Genomic DNA, 16590 nt, shown 5'->3' with positions numbered 1-16590 from the left:
CTCCTTGCGGCCGAGCCGCCGCCGCTTTCGCGGAGGGGGCCGGGCCCCGTCGTGATTCCTCGGTTGATGGTGCCGACCGTGGGGCCACGGTCATTTACGCACTCGGGCCGGGGACGGCCCCGAAGGCCCTCCCCGGCCCGAGCCGGTGTTCAACTTGTCAGCGGACGTCGTCCACGTCGACCAGGTCGACGCGGATACCCCGGCCGCCGATGGCGCCCACGACGGTCCGCAGGGCGCGGGCGGTACGGCCGTTGCGGCCGATCACCTTGCCGAGGTCGTCGGGGTGGACCCGGACCTCGAGAACGCGCCCGCGGCGCAGGGTGCGCGAGGCTACCTGCACGTCATCGGGGTTGTCGACGATGCCCTTGACGAGGTGCTCGAGGGCTTCCTCGAGCATGCTCAGGCCTCGGTCGACTCGGAGGTGGACTCGGCAGCAGCCTCGTCCGCCTTCTTGTCGGCCTTCTTCGCCTTCGGGGTGATGGCCTCACCCTTGGGCTCGTCGCCGGAAGCCTTGGCGGCGGCCTCGAAGAGGGCGCGCTTGTCGGCCTTGGGCTCGGCGACCTTCATCGGCGCCGGGGCCGGCAGGCCCTTGAACTTCTGCCAGTCGCCGGTGACCTTGAGGATGGCCAGAACGGGCTCGGTCGGCTGCGCGCCGACGCTCAGCCAGTACTGGGCACGCTCGGAGTCGACCTCGATGCGCGAGGGGTTCTGCACCGGGTGGTACAGACCGATCTCCTCGATGGCCCGGCCGTCACGGCGGGTGCGGGAGTCGGCGATGACGATGCGGTAGTGAGGCGAACGGATCTTGCCCAGACGCTTCAGCTTGATCTTGACTGCCACGGGAGTGGTGTCTCCTGGTCTTGACGTGGGTGGGCACAACGAGATGCCACGTGGGGTTGCGGTACTCGGATGCCCGATGGACGCGTCAGCCGGAGGAGAGAGGGGTCCTGTGCGACTGTCGAGTACAGCTGGCCATTGTGCCACACGCGCTGCGGTCAGCCGACCGCGGCCACCTCGGGGATACGGAAGGGCTTGCCGCAGCCGCCGCAGACGATCGGGGCCTGGGCCAGCACGGACGGGACGACGCGGACGTTGCGTCCGCAGTCGCAGACGGCCTTGACGCGGACGCCGCCTCCGGAGGAGCCGTGCCGGGCGGCCGGGCCGCGGAAGCTGCGGGCGGTGTCGGTGGCGGTGGCGACGGTGTGGGCCTTGAGGGCTCTGGTGAGGCGCTCGATGGTGGGGCGGTAGCGCCTTCTGGCTTCGGGGCTGAGCGTGACCAGGGAGAAGCCGCTGCTGGGATGCGGTTCGTCGACGTGGTCCAGGCCCAGCTCCTCGGCGATCGCCAGGAACCGGCGGTTGTGGTAGCGGCCTGCACGGGAGGTGTCGCGGACGCCGCGGGCGGCGGCGATGCCGTGGACGGCCTCATGGAGCAGCCGTTCGAAGGAGAGTTCGGCGCCACAGGCGGACGAGGACTCACCGATAAGGGACTCGGGCGCGGCCAGGTCCGGCAGCTCGGGGTGGTGCCGTTGAATATCGGCCCACGCGAGCGCCAGCTCGGCGGCGAGAACAGGCGGTGTCGTGCTCACGTCGTAACAACGAGCAGGGGGCGCCCAGTGTTCCGATTCCGGGGCATCCCAAATAATTTGCACGTACCAGTCAGTTTCTGGTCATGGGGCGTGCCGGGGGCGGGGTGCATCGATCTCCGCCGGTATCCGCCGATCCCGGCCGATCTCCGTCGATCCGTACCGAAGGCGCGCAGTGACCCGTAAGCCGGGGCGTACCCCCGCGTAGGCCGCACGGCGTAATGCGCACGCCCGCCGGGGCGATGGCGTCGGCCGCGATGTTACGGCCCACCGTAGGGGCGCGGGCCACCGGTCGCCGCACCGGGAGGGTGGCGGCCGGCGGGCGCCGGCGTGGCGGATCGGCGCGTGCCGGGGCAGGCTGGAACGGCGCTCAGGGCCGTGGGCCCGGCGCATACGGGGGCGCGCGGGAGACAACCCCGGCGCACCCTCTGGACGCCCGGACGGATGCGCAGTTGTCTGGATTGCGGGGGCGCACAACGCTCGGACACGGGGGCGATCGGCACTGAACAGCTTCGGTTCTCGGCGAATAGGGGCGCTTTCGATGTCACCCACGCTCGTGCGGCACCAGCTTCCGGCCTCCGCTTCCCTGCCCGGCGGAGGTCTGCCCGGTGAAGGCCTGCCCGATCCGGGCGGCCCGATGGCGCGGGCCCGTGACTGGGCCGAGATCCAGGAGCGGATGCTGGTGCCGCTGTACGAGGCCGCGTACGACCGGCTGGGGGTCGGCGCCGGTACCCGGCTGCTGGGGCTGGGCTGCGGTTCGGGGCTGGCGCTGCTGCTGGCGGCGGCGCGGGGCGCGCAGGTCAGCGGGGTGGACGAGGACGAGTCGCGGCTGGCGCTGGCGCGCGAGCGGCTGGCGCCGGACGGCGGTCCGCAGACGGCGGCGCTGGTCAGCGGCGCGCCGTCGGCGGCGGCCGGGCGGGCGCCGTTCAACGTGATCACCGCGTTCCCCCCGTCGGGCTGCGGGAGCACTCCCGAGGAGCTGACCGCCGCGCTGACGGCGGCGACCGCGCTGGCGGAGCGCGGGAGTGCGGTGGTGCTGGGCGGCTGGGGTCCGGTGGAGCGGTGTGCCACCGCGGGGGTGCTGCGGGTGGCGCGGCGGCTGGCGGATCCGCTGCGTACGGGCGGCGGTGGCTGGCAGCCCGGCGGGCGGGACGATCTGGAGGACCTGGCGGACCGGGCGGGGCTGCGGCCCGACGGTTCGGGGCGGGTGGCCTGCCCGTTCGGCTACGCGGATGCGGCGAGCGCGGTGCGCGGGCTGCTGTCGACGGGGGTGTTCGACGCGGCGCTGGAAGTGACCGAGCGGCGGCAGGTGGAGAAGGAGCTCGGCGAGGCGCTGCATCCGTATCAGCGGGCGGACGGGACGGTCTGGATGCCGAATGTGTTCCGGTATCTGATCGCGCGGACGCGGTAGGCGGGCGGGAAGAGGGGACGGCCGCCCATGGAGGCCCAGCTCGCCCGCCGTATCCGGCTGTTCCGCGACAGCGGTCAGGTGCGCCCGGAAGTGGCCGCGTTCGTGACGGCCGAGCTGGTGGCGCTGGCGGGTGAGGGGCGCCGGGTCACGGAGGACAGCGCGGGGATGATGGCCAGTCATCTGCTGATGGCGCTGACCCGTCTGCTGGACGGGGCGCCGGCCGCGCAGTGCCCGGCGGCGGTGGCCGCGGAGCTGGCGGATCATCCCGAGGCGCTCGCCCGCGCCCGTGCCGTGGCCGTACGGGCGGGGCGTGAGCTGGGCGCCCGGCTGCCCGACCCTGAGATCCATTTCCTGGCCCTGCACCTGGCCGTGCTGCAGGCGGGCCCCTCGCTGCGAAGGGATGCATCATGACGAAGATCCTCACCGGTGGCGTCGGCAAGTCCGAGGTGGCGAGCCTGGTGACGGGGCTGCGGCTGCCGGGCGTCGAGGTCGTCGTCAGCGATGACATGGATGCGGCGGTGCAGCTGCGGGCCGGGCGGGCGGATTACTTCCTGGGCACCTGTCACACCGGGGCGGGCGCCTCGCTGGGGGTGCTGGTCGGGCTGATGGGTGCCGCCGCCTGTCACACCTTCGGCCGGTCGGTGCCCACCGCGGAGCAGATCGAGGCGCTGCTGGGCGAGGGCAGGACGGTCTTCGGGTTCGCCCTCGACCGGATCGAGGCGGTCACGCCGGCGCTCGCGCGGGCCATCGCGGTCCGTACGGCGTGACCGGTGGGGCCCCCTTCCGCCGTGGCCGCCGGGCAGGTGCATGCGCTGGGCTTTTCCCTGGTGCAGCAGCTGACCGTCATCGGGGTGTGTGCGCTGACCGCGTTCGTCGCGCATCTGGCGCTGGCGGTGTTCAACGACGGGGTGCGGCCGTTCCTGCTGGACTTCGTGCACGGGCGGACCACGCGCGGTGCGACGGCGGCGGTCTCCTTCGGGCTGTCGGCGGGGTTCGTCTTCGGGCTGGGGGCGCCGATGGCGCTGTCGTCCGGGGTGCTCAATCCCTGGCTGGTGTTCCTGCCCACCGATGTCCTGGGCATCCTGGCGCCCCGGAAGTGGCTGGCGCCGCTGCTGGGCGGTGCCTGGGGCGCGCTGATCGTCTTCGGTCTGAAGGGCGCGGACGAGGCCGTGCGGGGGCTGCCGGTCGACTTCCTCACGGCGATGCAGCAGATGTCCACGCCGATCCTGTTCCTGTTCACGCTGTTCCCGGTGCTGGCGGTCACCAAGCAGTTCGGCAGGGTGCGGGGCGCGGTGACGGGCGTGGTGGAGCTGGGCCTGGTGGTGGCGACGATGAAGCTGTGGCCGCAGGTGTTCGCCGGGGCGCCGGCGATGGCGGCCGGGGTGCTGCTGCTGATCGGTTTCGCGGTGGCCAGGGACGTACGGGCGCGGCGTCCGGAGCCCGGCGGCGACGGGGCCGCCGCCCAGGAGACGGCCCGGCCGCCGCAGGCACCCGAGGCGGCCGACCCCATGGCGTCCCTGTTCAGTGCGAGCGCCGCCCGGCTGCGCCGCCATCTGCCGCTGTTCATGGCGCTGGGCGCCGGCGTGTGTGTGCTGGCGCAGATGCACATCTTCGGCGGCGGTGAGGCGACGAGTTTCCTGATCGCCCGGGGGAAGTACGCGGAGGCCGCCCAGGTCGACCTCTACCGGGTCCTCGGTTTCCTGCCGCTGATCGCCACCACGGCGCTCGCCTCCGGCGCGTACGGCATCGCGGGTTTCACCCTCGTCTACCCCCTTGGCTATCTGCTGCCGAACGTCTGGCTGGCGGTGCTCTGCGGCGCGCTGGTCTTCGCCGCCGAGGTGCTGGCGCTCAGCGGTATCGGCCGGGTGCTGGCCCGGCTGCCGTCGCTGCGCGACTCCTCCGAGCGGCTGCGCGGCGCCATCGGCGAGACCCTTCACCTGGCCATTCTTTTCGGCTCGTTGATGGCGGCCGAGGCGATGGCCGGCGGGCTGGGCATCCTGATCGTCGGCGGGCTGTATCTGGTCAACGAGGCGATGGGGCGGGTCGTGGTGCGGATGGCCGCGGGCCCCGCCGCCGTCATCGTCGCCGGTATCGCCCTCAACCTCCTGTACGGGCTGGGCCTGTTCACCCCGCCCGCCGTCTCATGACCGGGGGCACCGCCGTCCCGGTGGCGGCCGGCCGGCGCGCCGGGTGCGGCCTGCTGCGCACCGTTGCCGGTCCGCTGCCGGCGTCGGCCGTGCGGGGTCCGGTGCTCGCCCATGAGCATCTGGCGCTCGACCTCTCCCGGGGCTCCGGTCCGGCGGCCACCCTGGGGCCGCGCCACCGTGCCGCGATCGCCGGGGAGCTGGCCGCGGTGCGCCGGGAGTTCGGGCTGTCGCTGGTGGTCGAGCTGACCTGCCGGGGCATGGGCCGGGACCTGGCTGCGCTGGCCCGGATCGCCGCGGCGTCGGGGGTCGCGGTCGTCGGGGCCACCGGCTGGTACCACGAGGCGTTCCATCCGCCCGGACTGGGCGGCGCCGGTCCCGAGCGGCTGGCGGAGACGCTGGTGGAGGAGATCAGGGACGGCTGCGGCGGTATCCGTCCGGGGGTGATCGGCGAGATCGGCAGCCACGGGGACGTGCCGAGCGAGCCGGAGGCGCGGGTGCTGACCGCCGCGGCGCTGGCCGCCGGCGTCACCGGCCTGCCGGTGGTCACGCACGCCGGGCTGGGCCGCGGCGGCCGCGCCCAGCTGGCGCTGCTGACCGCGGCCGGACTGCCGCCGGACCGCATCGCGCTCGGCCATCAGGACCTGCTCGACGATCCGGCCGTGCACCGGGAGCTGGCGGCGGCGGGCGCGTATGTCTGCTTCGACACCGTCGGCAAGGAGGGCTATCAGAGCGACGCCGTACGGCTGCGGCTGCTGCTGGCGCTGCTGGAGGCCGGGCATGCGGACCGGGTGCTGCTCAGCTGCGATGTCTCCCGGCACGGCTATCTGGTCGGCGAGGGCGGCACCGGGTACGGGCATCTGTTCCGGTCGTTCGTGCCCCGGCTGCGGGCGGCCGGGGCGGATGCGCGGCTGATCGACGGGCTGACGCGGCGCAATCCGCTGCGGTTCCTGACCGGGTGCGACGTTCCGTACGGCCCGGCGGGGGGCGGGGCGTCATGAGCGTGCGGCTGCCCCGGACCGGTCCGCTGCCCACCGTGGCGGTGGCCGATGCCACCACCCGGCAGTTCCGCCTCCTGGAGTGCACGGCCCGCCATTTCGAAGGCCCGCAGCTCTTCGAGGCGGACGCCGGGGTCGTACCGGGTCCGGGCCGGCCCCGTACCACCGCCCGTGTGGAGGCGGTGCTCGCCGATTTCTTCGGGGCCGAGGCGGCGGCCCTGGTGCAGGGCGCGGGCACCGGCGCGATCCGGGCCGCGCTCGCCGCCGTGCTCGGGCCGGGCGACCGGCTGCTGATCCACCGGGCGCCGGTCTACCGCACCACCGCCGTCACCCTGCGCGGTTTGGGCGTACGGACCGTCGAGGCGGATTTCAACGACCCGGGTGCGCTGAAGGAGGCGCTGGCCGGGGGCCGGCTGCGGTGGGCGTACGTCCAGCACACCCGGCAGCGGCTGGCGGATTCCTACGATCCGGGCGCGGTGCTGGCGGCGTGCCGGGCGGCGGGGGTGCGCACCGTGGTGGACGACAACTACGCGGCGCTGCGGGTCCCTTCGTGCGGGGTGGAGCTGGGTGCCGACGCCTCCTGCTTCTCCCTGTTCAAGCTGCACGGTCCGGAGGGGGTGGGCGTGGTGGCCGGTGCGGCGGATCTGGTGGCGCGGGTGCGTGCGGACAACTCCTCGGGCGGCGGTCAGGTGCAGGGGCACCAGGCGCTGGACGCGCTGCGGGCGCTGACCCATGTGCCGGTGATGTGGGCGGTGCAGTCGGCGGTGGGGGCCGAGTGCGCCGAGCGGCTGGCGGCGGGTGCGGTGCCGGGTGTCGCGGAGGCGGCGCTGGCCAATGTGCAGGACCGCTGTGTGCTCGTCCGCCTGGAGCGGCCGCTGGCGCGCGCCCTCCCGACGGCGGCCGCGCGGCACGGTGCCGCGTCGTTCCCGGTCGGCGCCAACTCCCGTTACGAGATCGCCCCGCTCTTCTACCGCCTGTCCCGGTCGGTGCTGGCCGACGCCCCGGAACTGGCCGACTGGACCGTACGGATCAATCCGATGCGGGCGGGCGCGGATCTGGTCCTGGACATCCTCGGGCGGGCGCTGGCCGATCTGGACGGCGGGACGGGGTCCCGCACGGGCGGGGGGTGAGTGCCGTGTTCCTCGATGCCGTCCTCGCCCGCAACCCGCGGCTGGTGGCCTGCGCGGCCGAGCTGCACGAGAGCGGCGCCGTGCCGCCCGGCAGCTATGTGGTGGACCTGGACGCGGTACGGGCCAATGCCGCGCTGCTGGCCGCCGAGGCCTCCCGCCTGGGCCTGGGCCTGTGGTTCGTGATCAAGCAGCTGGGCCGCAGCCCGGCGCTGATCGAGGCCGTCGCCCGGCACATTCCGTACTTCGCCGCGATCGACGCGGCCGAGGCCCGGGTGCTGCATGCGGCGGGCGCGCGGCCGGGGAACCTCGGCCATCTGGTGCAGATTCCCCGCCGTGCGCTGCCCGAGATGCTCGCCTGGCGGCCGGCGGCGGTCACCGTCTACGACCTCGCCAACGCCCGCGCCGTCTCGGACGCGGCCCGCCGGCTCGGCCTCGTGCAGGACATCCTGGTGCGCGTCGAGGGCGCCCCGGGTGCGGTCCATCCGGGGCAGGAGGGCGGGGTGCCGCCAGCGGGGATGGCGGCCTTCGCCGCGGCGGCCGAACGGCTGCCGGGCGTGCGGATCGCGGGGGTGACGGCGTTCCCGTGCCTGGTGTGCGACCCGAACAGTGGCCGCCCGTCCCCCACCCCGAACTTCGAACTCGCCTTCAAGGCAAGGGAGTTGCTGACCGAACGCTGCGGTCCCGGGCTGACTCTGAGCGCCCCCGGCGTCACCTCGATGGCGACCCTGCCGCTGCTCGCCCGCCTCGGCGCCACCCATGGCGAGCCCGGCCATGCGCTGAGCGGTACGACTCCCCTGCACGCCGTCGACCTCCGGCAGCCGGAGCGGCCCGCCTATGTCTACGTCACCGAGGTCGCGCACACCCTCGCCGACGGCAGCCCGGCCCTGTTCGGCGGCGGTTTCTACCCCCGGGGCGCGGTCCGGTCCGCGCTGATTCCCCGTACCGGCGCCCGGCTGCGCGTACGGGACGCGCCCGCGGCGCACATCGACTACTACCGGCTGCTGGAGCCGGGGGACGCGCGGGTGGGCGATACGGCCGTACTGGCCTTCCGCACCCAGGTGTTCGTCACCCGCAGCCCGGTCGCGGTGGTCTCCGGGCTGTCGGGCGGCAGGCCGGAGCTGACCGGCTGTTTCGACCCGTGGGGCCGCCCCCTGGACGTGCGGCATGCCTGAGCCCCCGGCCGCGCGGGGGCGGCGGGGGGGGCTCAGGCGGTGCGTGCGGTGGGGCTCAGCCCATGAACTTCTTGAACTCCTCCGGGAGTTCGAAGTTCCCCGGCTGCTGGTCACCCTGCGGCAGGCCGAGCGGATTGCCGGACTGGCCGGCCTCGCGGCGGGCGGCCGCGGCCTGCTCCTCGGCCTTGCGCTTCATGGGGTTGCCGCTCTTGCGCTTGCCCTTGGCCTGCTTGACCTGCTTCTTCTTCCGGGCGGCGCCGCCACCCATGCCCGGCATCCCAGGCATTCCGGGCATGCCGCCGCCCTGGGCCATCTTCGACATCATCTTGCGGGCGTCGAAGAACCGCTCGACCAGGTTCTTGACCGTGCTGACGTCGACGCCGGAGCCCTTGGCGATACGGGCGCGGCGCGAGCCGTTGATGATCGTCGGGTCCTGGCGCTCGGCCGGCGTCATCGACTTGATGACGGCGGCGGTGCGGTCCACCTCGCGCTCGTCGAGGTTGTTGATCTGCTCCTTCATCTGGCCCATGCCGGGCAGCATGCCGAGCAGCTTGGAGATGGAGCCCATCTTGCGGACCTGCTCCATCTGGGCCAGGAAGTCGTCGAGGGTGAACTCCTTGGGGCCCTTCGCCAGCTTGGCCGCCATCTTCTCGGCCTCGGCCTGGCTGAAGGTCTGCTCGGCCTTCTCGATGAGGCTGAGCATGTCGCCCATGCCGAGGATGCGGGACGCCATGCGGTCCGGGTGGAACGCGTCGAAGTCGTCCAGCTTCTCGCCGTTGGAGGCGAACATGATCTGCTTGCCGGTGACGTGCGCGATGGAGAGCGCGGCACCACCGCGGGCGTCGCCGTCGAGCTTGGAGAGCACCACGCCGTCGAAGCCGACGCCGTCGCGGAAGGCCTCGGCGGTGTTGACCGCGTCCTGACCGATCATGGCGTCGACGACGAAGAGGACCTCGTCGGGGCCGACCGCGTCCCGGATGTCCGCGGCCTGCTGCATCATCTCCTGGTCGATGCCCAGGCGGCCGGCGGTGTCGACGATGACGACGTCGTACTGCTTGGTCCGCGCGTGCTCGACGGAGTCCTTGGCGACCTGGACGGGGTCACCGACGCCGTTGCCCGGCTGGGGGCCGTAGAAGGCGACGCCGGCGCGCTCGGAGACGACCTGGAGCTGGTTGACGGCGTTGGGGCGCTGGAGGTCACAGGCGACCAGCAGCGGGCTGTGGCCCTGGCCCTTGAGCCAGCGGCCGAGCTTGCCGGCGAGGGTGGTCTTACCGGCACCCTGGAGACCGGCCAGCATGATCACGGTCGGCGGCTGCTTGGCGAACCGCAGCCGGCGGGTCTCGCCGCCGAGGATGCCGATGAGCTCCTCGTTGACGATCTTGATGACCTGCTGGGCGGGATTCAGCGCCTGGGAGACCTCGCTGCCGGTGGCCCGCTCCTTGACCTGCTTGATGAAGGCGCGGACGACCGGGAGGGCGACGTCGGCCTCGAGCAGGGCGATACGGATCTCGCGCGCCGTGGCGTCGATGTCCGCCTCGCTCAGGCGGCCCTTGCCCCGGAGGTTTTTGAAAGTACTCGCCAAGCGGTCGGAAAGCGTATCGAACACGGCGGTCGTCGATCCTCGGGGTCGGGGGCGGGGTGCAGTCGGCTTCTAGGGTATCCGCCCTTGCAAGCGATACGGGCCGGGCCTTGGTGCGATGCGCTACAGCAGGGCGCTCTGCACGCTCTCCGCGAGCGCCGTCGCCGCCTTCTCGGCCAGCGGCCGCCCGTCCGGCTCCGTCACGTAGAAGGCGTCGACGGCGTTCGCGCCGAGCGTGCTGATGTGGGCGCTGCGGACGCGGACCCCGGCGGAATCCAGGGCCCGCCCGATCCGGTGCAGCAGACCGTGGGCGTCATGGGCGCGGACCTCGATGACGGTGGCCGTACGGGAGGTGCCGCGGGCGACGGTCACCCGGGGCGGCGGGGCGAGGGCGGCGCGGGCCCGGCGGGCGTAGGCGCGTTCGCGCTCCGCGAGGCGGGCGGGGATGTCGAGGGAGCCGTCCAGGGTGCGGATCAGGTCCACGCGCAGCCGGTCGGCGTCCGGCAGCGAGCCGTATTCGGCGGCCACCCGCCAGCTGAGCAGGAGCACCGGGCCGTCCCCTACGGGGTCGAGGGTGCGCAGATCGGCGGCGCGGACGGTGAGGCGGTGCAGGGCGAGGACGCCGGCCGCCGCGGGCAGCACGCCGGGCCGGTCGGGGACGGCGATGTGGAGTTCGACGCCGACGGGTTCCTGGGCGTCGTGCTCCGTGGGCGTTTCGGCGCGGGCGTGCAGGGCCAGGACCGGGCCGCCGGTGCGGGCGGCCTCGACGGCCAGCCGTTCCTGCTCCGCGGTCGGCTCGTCCGAGCCGACGACGTCCTCCTCGGCCTCCCCGGCGAGGTGCGCGGCGACGCGTTCCACCAGGCCGGCGACGAGCCCGCCGCGCCAGGCGCTCCAGGCGGCCGGCCCGGTGGCGAGCGCGTCGGCCTCGGTCAGGGCGTGCAGCAGCTCCAGTGTGCCCGCGTTGCCGACCGCGGCCGCGACCGCGCCGATGGTGGCCGGATCGTCCAGGTCGCGGCGGGTGGCGGTCTCGATGAGGAGGAGGTGATGGCGTACGAGCGCGCCGATCACCGCCGTGTCGCGGGCCTCGAAGCCGAGGCGGGCGGCGATGTCCCGGGCGAGGGGCTCGCCGGCCACCGAGTGGTCGCCGGGCAGTCCCTTGCCGATGTCGTGCAGCAGGGCGGCGATCAGCAGCAGGTCGGGGCGGTGCACCCGGCGGGTCAGGGCGGAGGCGCGGACGGCGGTCTCGACGAGGTGACGGTCGACGGTCCAGGTGTGGACGGGGTTGCGCTGCGGGCGGCAGCGGACGTGCTCCCACTCGGGCAGCAGCCGCGTCACGATCCCCTCCGCCTCCAGGGACTCCCATACCGGAACGGTGGGCGCGCCGGCGCCCAGGAGGGTCACCAGCTGCTCGCGGGCCTCGGCGGGCCAGGGCACGGGCAGCGGCCGGGCGGCCGCGGCGGTGGCGCAGCGGCGGATGGCGTGGGTGGCGAGCGGCAGCCCGGCCTCGGCGGCGGCGGCCGCGGCCCGCAGCACCAGCACCGGGTCGTGTCCGGGCCGGGCGGTGCGGGCCAGGACGGCCTCGCCGTCGAGTTCGACGACTCCCTCGGCGAGCGGTGAGCGTTCGCTCCGGCCCGTCGTACGGCCGGAGAACAGGCCGCGCAGAGTGGGCCGCACGGAGCGGGCGCGCAGGACGCGGCCGACCTCGCGCCAGGTGACGTCGGCGGCGTAGGAGATGGTGCGGGCGGCTTCGTAGGTCCGGCGGAGCAGCGTGTCCGCGTCCGGCGCGCCGAGGGCGGCGGCGACCTGGTCCTGTTCCTGGAGGGAGAGCCGGTCGGTGGCGCGGCCGGTCACCAGGTGGAGCGCGTCGCGGGTGTCCAGGAGGCGGGTGCGGGCGGCTTCCAGGCCGCCGCGGGGCGCGTCGGCGAGCCAGGAGGCGGCGACGGCCCGCAGCGCGGTGGCGTCCCGCAGGCCGCCCTTGGCCTCCTTGAGGTCCGGTTCGAGGAGGAACTGCAGCTCGCCCTGGCGCTCGGCGCGTTCCTGGCACAGGTCGTGGAGTTCCGGCAGGCGTTTGGGGGCGCTCTCGCGCCAGTCGGCGTAGGCGGCGGTGCGCAGCGCGGTGGTCAGTTCGCCGTCGCCGGCCAGGTGGCGGGCGTCGAGCAGGCCCAGCTGCACCTTGAGGTCGTCGCGGGCGGCCTTGCGGGCCTCGTCGGGGGTGCGTACGGAGTGGTCGAGGTCGAGGCCGAGGTCCCAGACGGGGTACCAGAGGTGGTCGGCGAGCTTGGCGACGGCGCCGGGGTCGGTGCGGCCGTCGTGCAGGAGCAGGAGGTCGAGGTCGCTGCGGGGGGAGAGTTCGCCGCGGCCGTAGCCGCCGACGGCGACAAGGGCGGCGCCGGGGACGCCGGCCTCGGTGGCGGCGCGGTCCAGGAGGGCGGCGAGCCAGTCGTCGGTCAGCCGCGCGAGGGCGGCCCGGCGGTCCGGGCCGGCGGTCGCCTCGCCCTGGAGGAGGCGCAGGCGGGCGGCAGGGTAGCCACCGGTCTCATCGACACTCTCCGTCAAGGGATCCTCCTGGGCCGCGATGGTGTGCTCATGTGGGCCGCGTCCGCCGTTCACTCGGTGGGCCGCCTTCCGCCGTTCACTCGGTGCGCCACGTGCCGCCGCCCACTCGGTGGGCCGCGCTCCGCCGCTCACTCGGTGGGCCGCGGGAACCGCCAACCGGCAATCGCCAACCGGCAAGCGGGAACCGGGAATACCGCCCCGCACCCGCCGCGTTGTGGCCCCGCAGGGGGCGCCTGCATCCCCTACGGGATCCGTTCGACCACCCCTCAGGACAAGCCCCGCGCGGTGGACCGGCGCTCCCCCGGCGAGCGCCGGTCCACCACCACAGGCAGCCGCGGGCGGCCAGGTGCTACAGCGCGTCGGGTCCGCGCTCCCCCGTCCGCACCCGGACGGCGTCCTCGACCGGCACGCTCCACACCTTGCCGTCCCCGATCTTGCCGGTACGGGCCGCCTTGACGACGACGTCCAGCAGCTCCGGCGCGTCCGCGTCCTCCACCAGCACCTCGATGCGGATCTTGGGCACCAGGTCGACGGTGTATTCGGCGCCGCGGTACACCTCGGTGTGGCCGCGCTGCCTGCCGTAGCCGCTGGCTTCGGTGACGGTCAGTCCGTGCACGCCGAACGCCTGCAGGGCTTCCTTCACCTCGTCCAGCCGGTGCGGCTTGATTACTGCCGTGATGAGCTTCACGCGTCCACCTTCTTCGTCAGGGTCTCGCCGAGTGCCGGGCCCTTGCGGGCCATCGCGCCGCCGCCCGCACCGGTGAAGTCGTAGGCCGTCTCGGCGTGTGCGGCCTGGTCGATGCCGGAGATCTCCTCGTCCGCATCGACCCGGAAGCCCATCACCAGGTCGATGGCCTTGGCAAGGATGTAGGAGACGACGAGCGAGTACAGCAGCACACAGACCACTCCGACGGTCTGCTTGCCGAGCTGTTCGAAGCCGCCCCCGTAGAAGAGGCCCTTGGCCTTGCTCTGCACGCCGCCGGTGGCGAACAGCCCGATCAGCAGGGATCCGGTGACGCCGCCTACCAGGTGGACGCCGATGACGTCGAGGGAGTCGTCGTAGCCGAACTTGTACTTCAGGCCGACGGCCATCGCGCACAGCACACCGGCGATGGCGCCGACCGCGATGGCGCCGAGCGGGCTGACGCAGCCGCAGGCCGGGGTGATCGCGACGAGTCCGGCGACCGCGCCGGAGGCGGCGCCCAGGGTGGTGAAGGAGCCGTGGCGGAGCTTTTCGTAGGCGAGCCAGCCGAGCATCGCGGCGGCGGTGGCGACCTGGGTGTTGACGAAGGCGACCGCGCCGATCCCGTCGTCGTTGCCGAGCCAGGAGCCGGCGTTGAAGCCGAACCAGCCGAACCACAGCAGACCGGCGCCGAGCATCACCAGCGGCAGGCTGTGCGGCCGCATCGGGTCCTTCTTGAAGCCGATGCGCTTGCCGACGACGAGGATCACGCCGAGTGCCGCGGCGCCGGCGTTGATGTGTACGGCCGTGCCGCCGGCGAAGTCGATGACCTCCAGTTTGAAGAGCCAGCCGCCCTCGCCCCACACCCAGTGGGCGACGGGGAAGTAGACGACGGTCACCCACAGGGCGATGAACAGCGCCCAGGCGGTGAACTTCACCCGGTCCGCGAGCGCACCGCTGATCAGCGCGGGCGTGATGACCGCGAACATCAGCTGGAAGACCGCGAAGACATAGATCGGGATGGTGGTCGATCCCCACAGCTGGGTCAGGCCGATGTCGCTGAGGCCGGCGAAGTGGCTGTCCCAGCCGATGAAGCCGCCCTTGTCGGTGCCGAAGGTGAGCCCGAAGCCGTACAGGACCCACAGGATGGTCACGATGCCCAGGCTGATGAAGCTCATCATGAGCATGTTGAGGACGCTCTTGACCCGGACCATGCCGCCGTAGAAGAAGGCGAGTGCGGGGGTCATGACCATCACCAGTGCGGCGCAGATCAGCATGAATCCGGTGTTCGCCGGGCTGAGTGTGGCCTTGTCTGCTGCCAACGTCAGGATGCCTGGGGGCATCGGCGTCTCCTCGTCGTCGATGCGGCCCGTGCGGGCGTGTTTCTGGTGGGCCGACTTCGCGATGAGGTTGTCGCAGGGGGGTTTCGGCCAAACCTTGCCGGTGTTTCGCACCAGTGACGAAGACGCCCTGCGTGTTACGCCACGGTGAACTGCGCCCGCGCCCCCGTTCACCCGTTCGCCCCACCGCCCCCCATCGAGTAACCACCCATTGAGCAACCCCCACGGCGATCAACCCCCTCCGCGAATGCGGCGCCGGCTCAGGCGCAAAAAAGAGCCCGCCCGCGGTGCCGCTCCCGCATGACCTGGCGTGGGGAAGCCGAGTCGGGCTGTACGGGGCGGCGGCCGCGGGCGGGGGCCGGGGGCGGATGGGGTCAGACGGCCTGCGCGGCGTGCTCGGGAAGCTGGCGGGAGAGCTCGTCGCTCAGCCGGACCACCTCGGCGACGCCGGAGAACTCGCGGGCGGCGGTGTCCACGGTCTTGCGCAGCCGGGTGTTGACCCGCTCGGAGCGGACCTGTTTGGCGAACGGGATCGCCCGCTGCGCCATCGCCGCGCAGGCCTCGGGCTCCTTCTGCAGCAGATGGACGGTGGCCATGCCGATGAGGTTGAGGGCATATGACCGCTGATGCTCGGGGTCCTTGCCGAACAGCTCCACCGCGCGCTCCATGACGGGCTCGGCGAGCGAGGCGTAGGTGGGGCTGCGGCCGGCGACATAGGCGAGGTCGCGGTAGGAGTGGGCGTTCTCGGCGTTCAGCTCGGCCTCGGAGAAGAAGCGGATCCAGTCCGGTTCGGCCTCGCCGGGCAGCACGTCGGAGAAGGTGTCCTCGGCCATCCGTACGGCGCGCTTGACCTTGCTGGGCTGGCCCATTCCGGCGTAGGCGCGGGCCTCCATCGCATACAACATCGCCTGGGTGCGGGCGGTGGCCGTCTCGCGGCTGCCGTACTGGGCGAGGTGGATCAGCTCCAGCGCGTCCTCGGACCGGCCCAGGTGGATCATCTGGCGGCTCATGCTGGAGAGGATGTACGAGCCCAGGGGGCGGTCGCCTGCCTCCTTGGAGGCGTGCAGGGCCAGGACGAAGTACTTCTGGGCGGTGGGCTGGAGCCCGATGTCGTAGCTCATCCAGCCGGCCAGCTCGGCGAGCTCGGCGGCGACCCTGAACAGCCGCCTGGAGATCTCGTCGGGGTGTGGTTCCTGGAGGAGGTCGGTGACCTCGTGGAGCTGGCCGACGACCGCCTTGCGGCGCAGGCCACCGCCGCACTGGGCGTCCCACTGCCGGAACATCGCGGTCGTGGACTCGAGGAGTTCGAGCTCGGGCCGGGAGAGCCGGGCGGGCCGCCGGGCACGGTCCTGCGGTACGTCGACGCCGCCCTGCCCGGCAGGCACCGGCACCAGCCAGCGTTGCATCGGCTCGATCAGGCTGGGGCCGGCGGCCAGTGCCAGGGACGTGCCCAGGAAACCGCGGCGGGCCAGCATCAGGTCGCTGCGGGAGAACTCGCTGATGAGGTTGACCGTCTGGGGGCCGGCCCAGGGCAGGTCGACGCCGGAGGTGGACGGGGACTGGTGGGCGGTGCGCAGACCCAGTTCCTCGATGCCGACGACGCAGCCGAACCGCTCGGAGAACAGCTCGGACAGGATCCGCGGAATGGGCTCGCGCGGCTGCTCGCCGTCGAGCCAGCGGCGTACCCGCGAGGTGTCGGTGCTGATGTGGTGGGCGCCCATCTGGCGCGCCCGGCGGTTGACCTGCCGTGCCAGCTCGCCCTTGGACCAGCCGCTGCGCATGAACCACGAACCCAGTTGTGCGTTGGGTCGTTTGACGGCGTCGGTGCCGCCCGTGCCGCCGTTGCCGGCCACTTGGTAGCCCCCATCCCGATCGTTGCCCGGTGCTTGGTGCGAACCCTTCACAGGACGCCGCCCGTTGCGACGCCTGTCCGCGGTACATCTACCCGATCACGTCTTCCGGCCACACCTCTTGGCCTGTGCCGGACCGGTGCGT

At 73.1% G+C, this 16590-nt stretch carries 16 protein-coding genes; 8 read left to right on the top strand and 8 right to left on the bottom strand.

The window, feature by feature from the left end:
• Positions 1-157: 157 nt before the first annotated feature.
• The 3 genes from AC5677_RS27975 to AC5677_RS27965 all read right to left on the bottom strand — a co-directional run bounded on the left by AC5677_RS27975 (position 158) and on the right by AC5677_RS27965 (position 1586).
• Positions 158-397, bottom strand: coding sequence for an RNA-binding protein (locus AC5677_RS27975; protein ID WP_030071708.1), 240 nt, complete (start codon positions 395-397; stop codon positions 158-160).
• A gap of 2 nt (positions 398-399) precedes the next feature.
• On the bottom strand, positions 400-840 hold the full coding sequence (rpsP, locus tag AC5677_RS27970) for a 30S ribosomal protein S16 (RefSeq protein ID WP_403832609.1): 441 nt from the start codon (positions 838-840) through the stop codon (positions 400-402).
• A gap of 155 nt (positions 841-995) precedes the next feature.
• On the bottom strand, positions 996-1586 hold the full coding sequence (locus tag AC5677_RS27965) for a hypothetical protein (protein ID WP_497190676.1): 591 nt from the start codon (positions 1584-1586) through the stop codon (positions 996-998).
• A 538-nt stretch (positions 1587-2124) separates the two neighbouring features.
• Between AC5677_RS27965 and AC5677_RS27960 the strand changes: the two genes are divergently transcribed.
• From AC5677_RS27960 to AC5677_RS27930, 7 genes are read left to right on the top strand one after another with little or no spacing between them, the layout of a single operon-like run.
• A complete protein-coding gene (locus AC5677_RS27960; protein WP_497190675.1) occupies positions 2125-2994 on the top strand; it encodes a methyltransferase domain-containing protein in 870 nt (289 codons plus the stop codon).
• Positions 2995-3021: 27 nt separating this feature from the next.
• Positions 3022-3405: a transcriptional antiterminator gene (locus AC5677_RS27955; protein WP_497190674.1), complete on the top strand. Its 384-nt coding sequence runs from the start codon at positions 3022-3024 to the stop codon at positions 3403-3405.
• Complete coding sequence (locus AC5677_RS27950) at positions 3402-3761, top strand: DUF2620 family protein (protein ID WP_497190673.1); 360 nt, start codon at positions 3402-3404, stop codon at positions 3759-3761. Before AC5677_RS27955 ends, AC5677_RS27950 begins: the two co-directional genes overlap by 4 nt.
• Before the next feature lie 3 nt (positions 3762-3764).
• Positions 3765-5141, top strand: coding sequence for a YhfT family protein (locus tag AC5677_RS27945; RefSeq protein ID WP_497190672.1), 1377 nt, complete (start codon positions 3765-3767; stop codon positions 5139-5141).
• On the top strand, positions 5138-6139 hold the full coding sequence (locus tag AC5677_RS27940) for a phosphotriesterase family protein (RefSeq protein WP_497190671.1): 1002 nt from the start codon (positions 5138-5140) through the stop codon (positions 6137-6139). Before AC5677_RS27945 ends, AC5677_RS27940 begins: the two co-directional genes overlap by 4 nt.
• Entirely contained in the window at positions 6136-7266 is a 1131-nt protein-coding gene (locus AC5677_RS27935) for an aminotransferase class V-fold PLP-dependent enzyme (RefSeq protein WP_497190670.1), read from the top strand. The genes AC5677_RS27940 and AC5677_RS27935 overlap by 4 nt, the downstream gene beginning before the upstream one ends.
• A 5-nt stretch (positions 7267-7271) precedes the next feature.
• Positions 7272-8438: an alanine racemase gene (locus tag AC5677_RS27930; protein ID WP_497190669.1), complete on the top strand. Its 1167-nt coding sequence runs from the start codon at positions 7272-7274 to the stop codon at positions 8436-8438.
• A 55-nt stretch (positions 8439-8493) separates the two neighbouring features.
• On the opposite strand, the gene ffh is transcribed toward AC5677_RS27930, so the two are convergent.
• The 4 genes from ffh to AC5677_RS27910 form a co-directional block, all read right to left on the bottom strand.
• A complete protein-coding gene (gene ffh, locus AC5677_RS27925) occupies positions 8494-10044 on the bottom strand; it encodes a signal recognition particle protein (protein WP_497190668.1) in 1551 nt (516 codons plus the stop codon).
• 96 nt (positions 10045-10140) lie between these two features.
• Entirely contained in the window at positions 10141-12573 is a 2433-nt protein-coding gene (locus AC5677_RS27920) for a [protein-PII] uridylyltransferase (RefSeq protein ID WP_497190667.1), read from the bottom strand.
• A 349-nt stretch (positions 12574-12922) separates the two neighbouring features.
• Entirely contained in the window at positions 12923-13261 is a 339-nt protein-coding gene (locus AC5677_RS27915; RefSeq protein ID WP_400070011.1) for a P-II family nitrogen regulator, read from the bottom strand.
• Positions 13258-14598 (bottom strand): ammonium transporter, encoded by a 1341-nt coding sequence (locus AC5677_RS27910; protein ID WP_497190666.1) that lies wholly within the window; start codon positions 14596-14598, stop codon positions 13258-13260. Before AC5677_RS27910 ends, AC5677_RS27915 begins: the two co-directional genes overlap by 4 nt.
• Here AC5677_RS27910 and AC5677_RS27905 point away from each other — a divergent pair.
• Positions 14501-14746, top strand: coding sequence for a hypothetical protein (locus AC5677_RS27905; RefSeq protein WP_497196949.1), 246 nt, complete (start codon positions 14501-14503; stop codon positions 14744-14746). The two genes, AC5677_RS27910 and AC5677_RS27905, sit on opposite strands and share 98 nt — an antisense overlap.
• 223 nt (positions 14747-14969) lie before the next feature.
• On the opposite strand, the gene nsdA is transcribed toward AC5677_RS27905, so the two are convergent.
• Positions 14970-16448, bottom strand: coding sequence for a transcriptional repressor NsdA (gene nsdA / locus AC5677_RS27900; protein ID WP_497190665.1), 1479 nt, complete (start codon positions 16446-16448; stop codon positions 14970-14972).
• Between the last annotated feature and the right edge of the window lie 142 nt (positions 16449-16590).

Source organism: Streptomyces sp. JLSY215 (assembly GCF_059682825.1).
The sequence above is the reverse complement of the archived record's forward strand: the minus strand, read 5'-3'. Positions and strand labels throughout refer to the sequence as shown.

Excerpts from the sequence above, each read along its gene's own strand:
- AC5677_RS27960 (WP_497190675.1), top strand. The coding sequence starts at position 2,125 with ATGTCACCCACGCTCGTGCGGCACCAGCTTCCGGCCTCCGCTTCCCTG.
- AC5677_RS27905 (WP_497196949.1), top strand. The coding sequence starts at position 14,501 with ATGACCATCACCAGTGCGGCGCAGATCAGCATGAATCCGGTGTTCGCC.
- AC5677_RS27955 (WP_497190674.1), top strand. The coding sequence starts at position 3,022 with ATGGAGGCCCAGCTCGCCCGCCGTATCCGGCTGTTCCGCGACAGCGGT.
- AC5677_RS27935 (WP_497190670.1), top strand. The coding sequence starts at position 6,136 with ATGAGCGTGCGGCTGCCCCGGACCGGTCCGCTGCCCACCGTGGCGGTG.
- AC5677_RS27975 (WP_030071708.1), bottom strand. The coding sequence starts at position 397 with ATGCTCGAGGAAGCCCTCGAGCACCTCGTCAAGGGCATCGTCGACAAC.
- AC5677_RS27910 (WP_497190666.1), bottom strand. The coding sequence starts at position 14,598 with ATGCCCCCAGGCATCCTGACGTTGGCAGCAGACAAGGCCACACTCAGC.
- AC5677_RS27950 (WP_497190673.1), top strand. The coding sequence starts at position 3,402 with ATGACGAAGATCCTCACCGGTGGCGTCGGCAAGTCCGAGGTGGCGAGC.
- AC5677_RS27940 (WP_497190671.1), top strand. The coding sequence starts at position 5,138 with ATGACCGGGGGCACCGCCGTCCCGGTGGCGGCCGGCCGGCGCGCCGGG.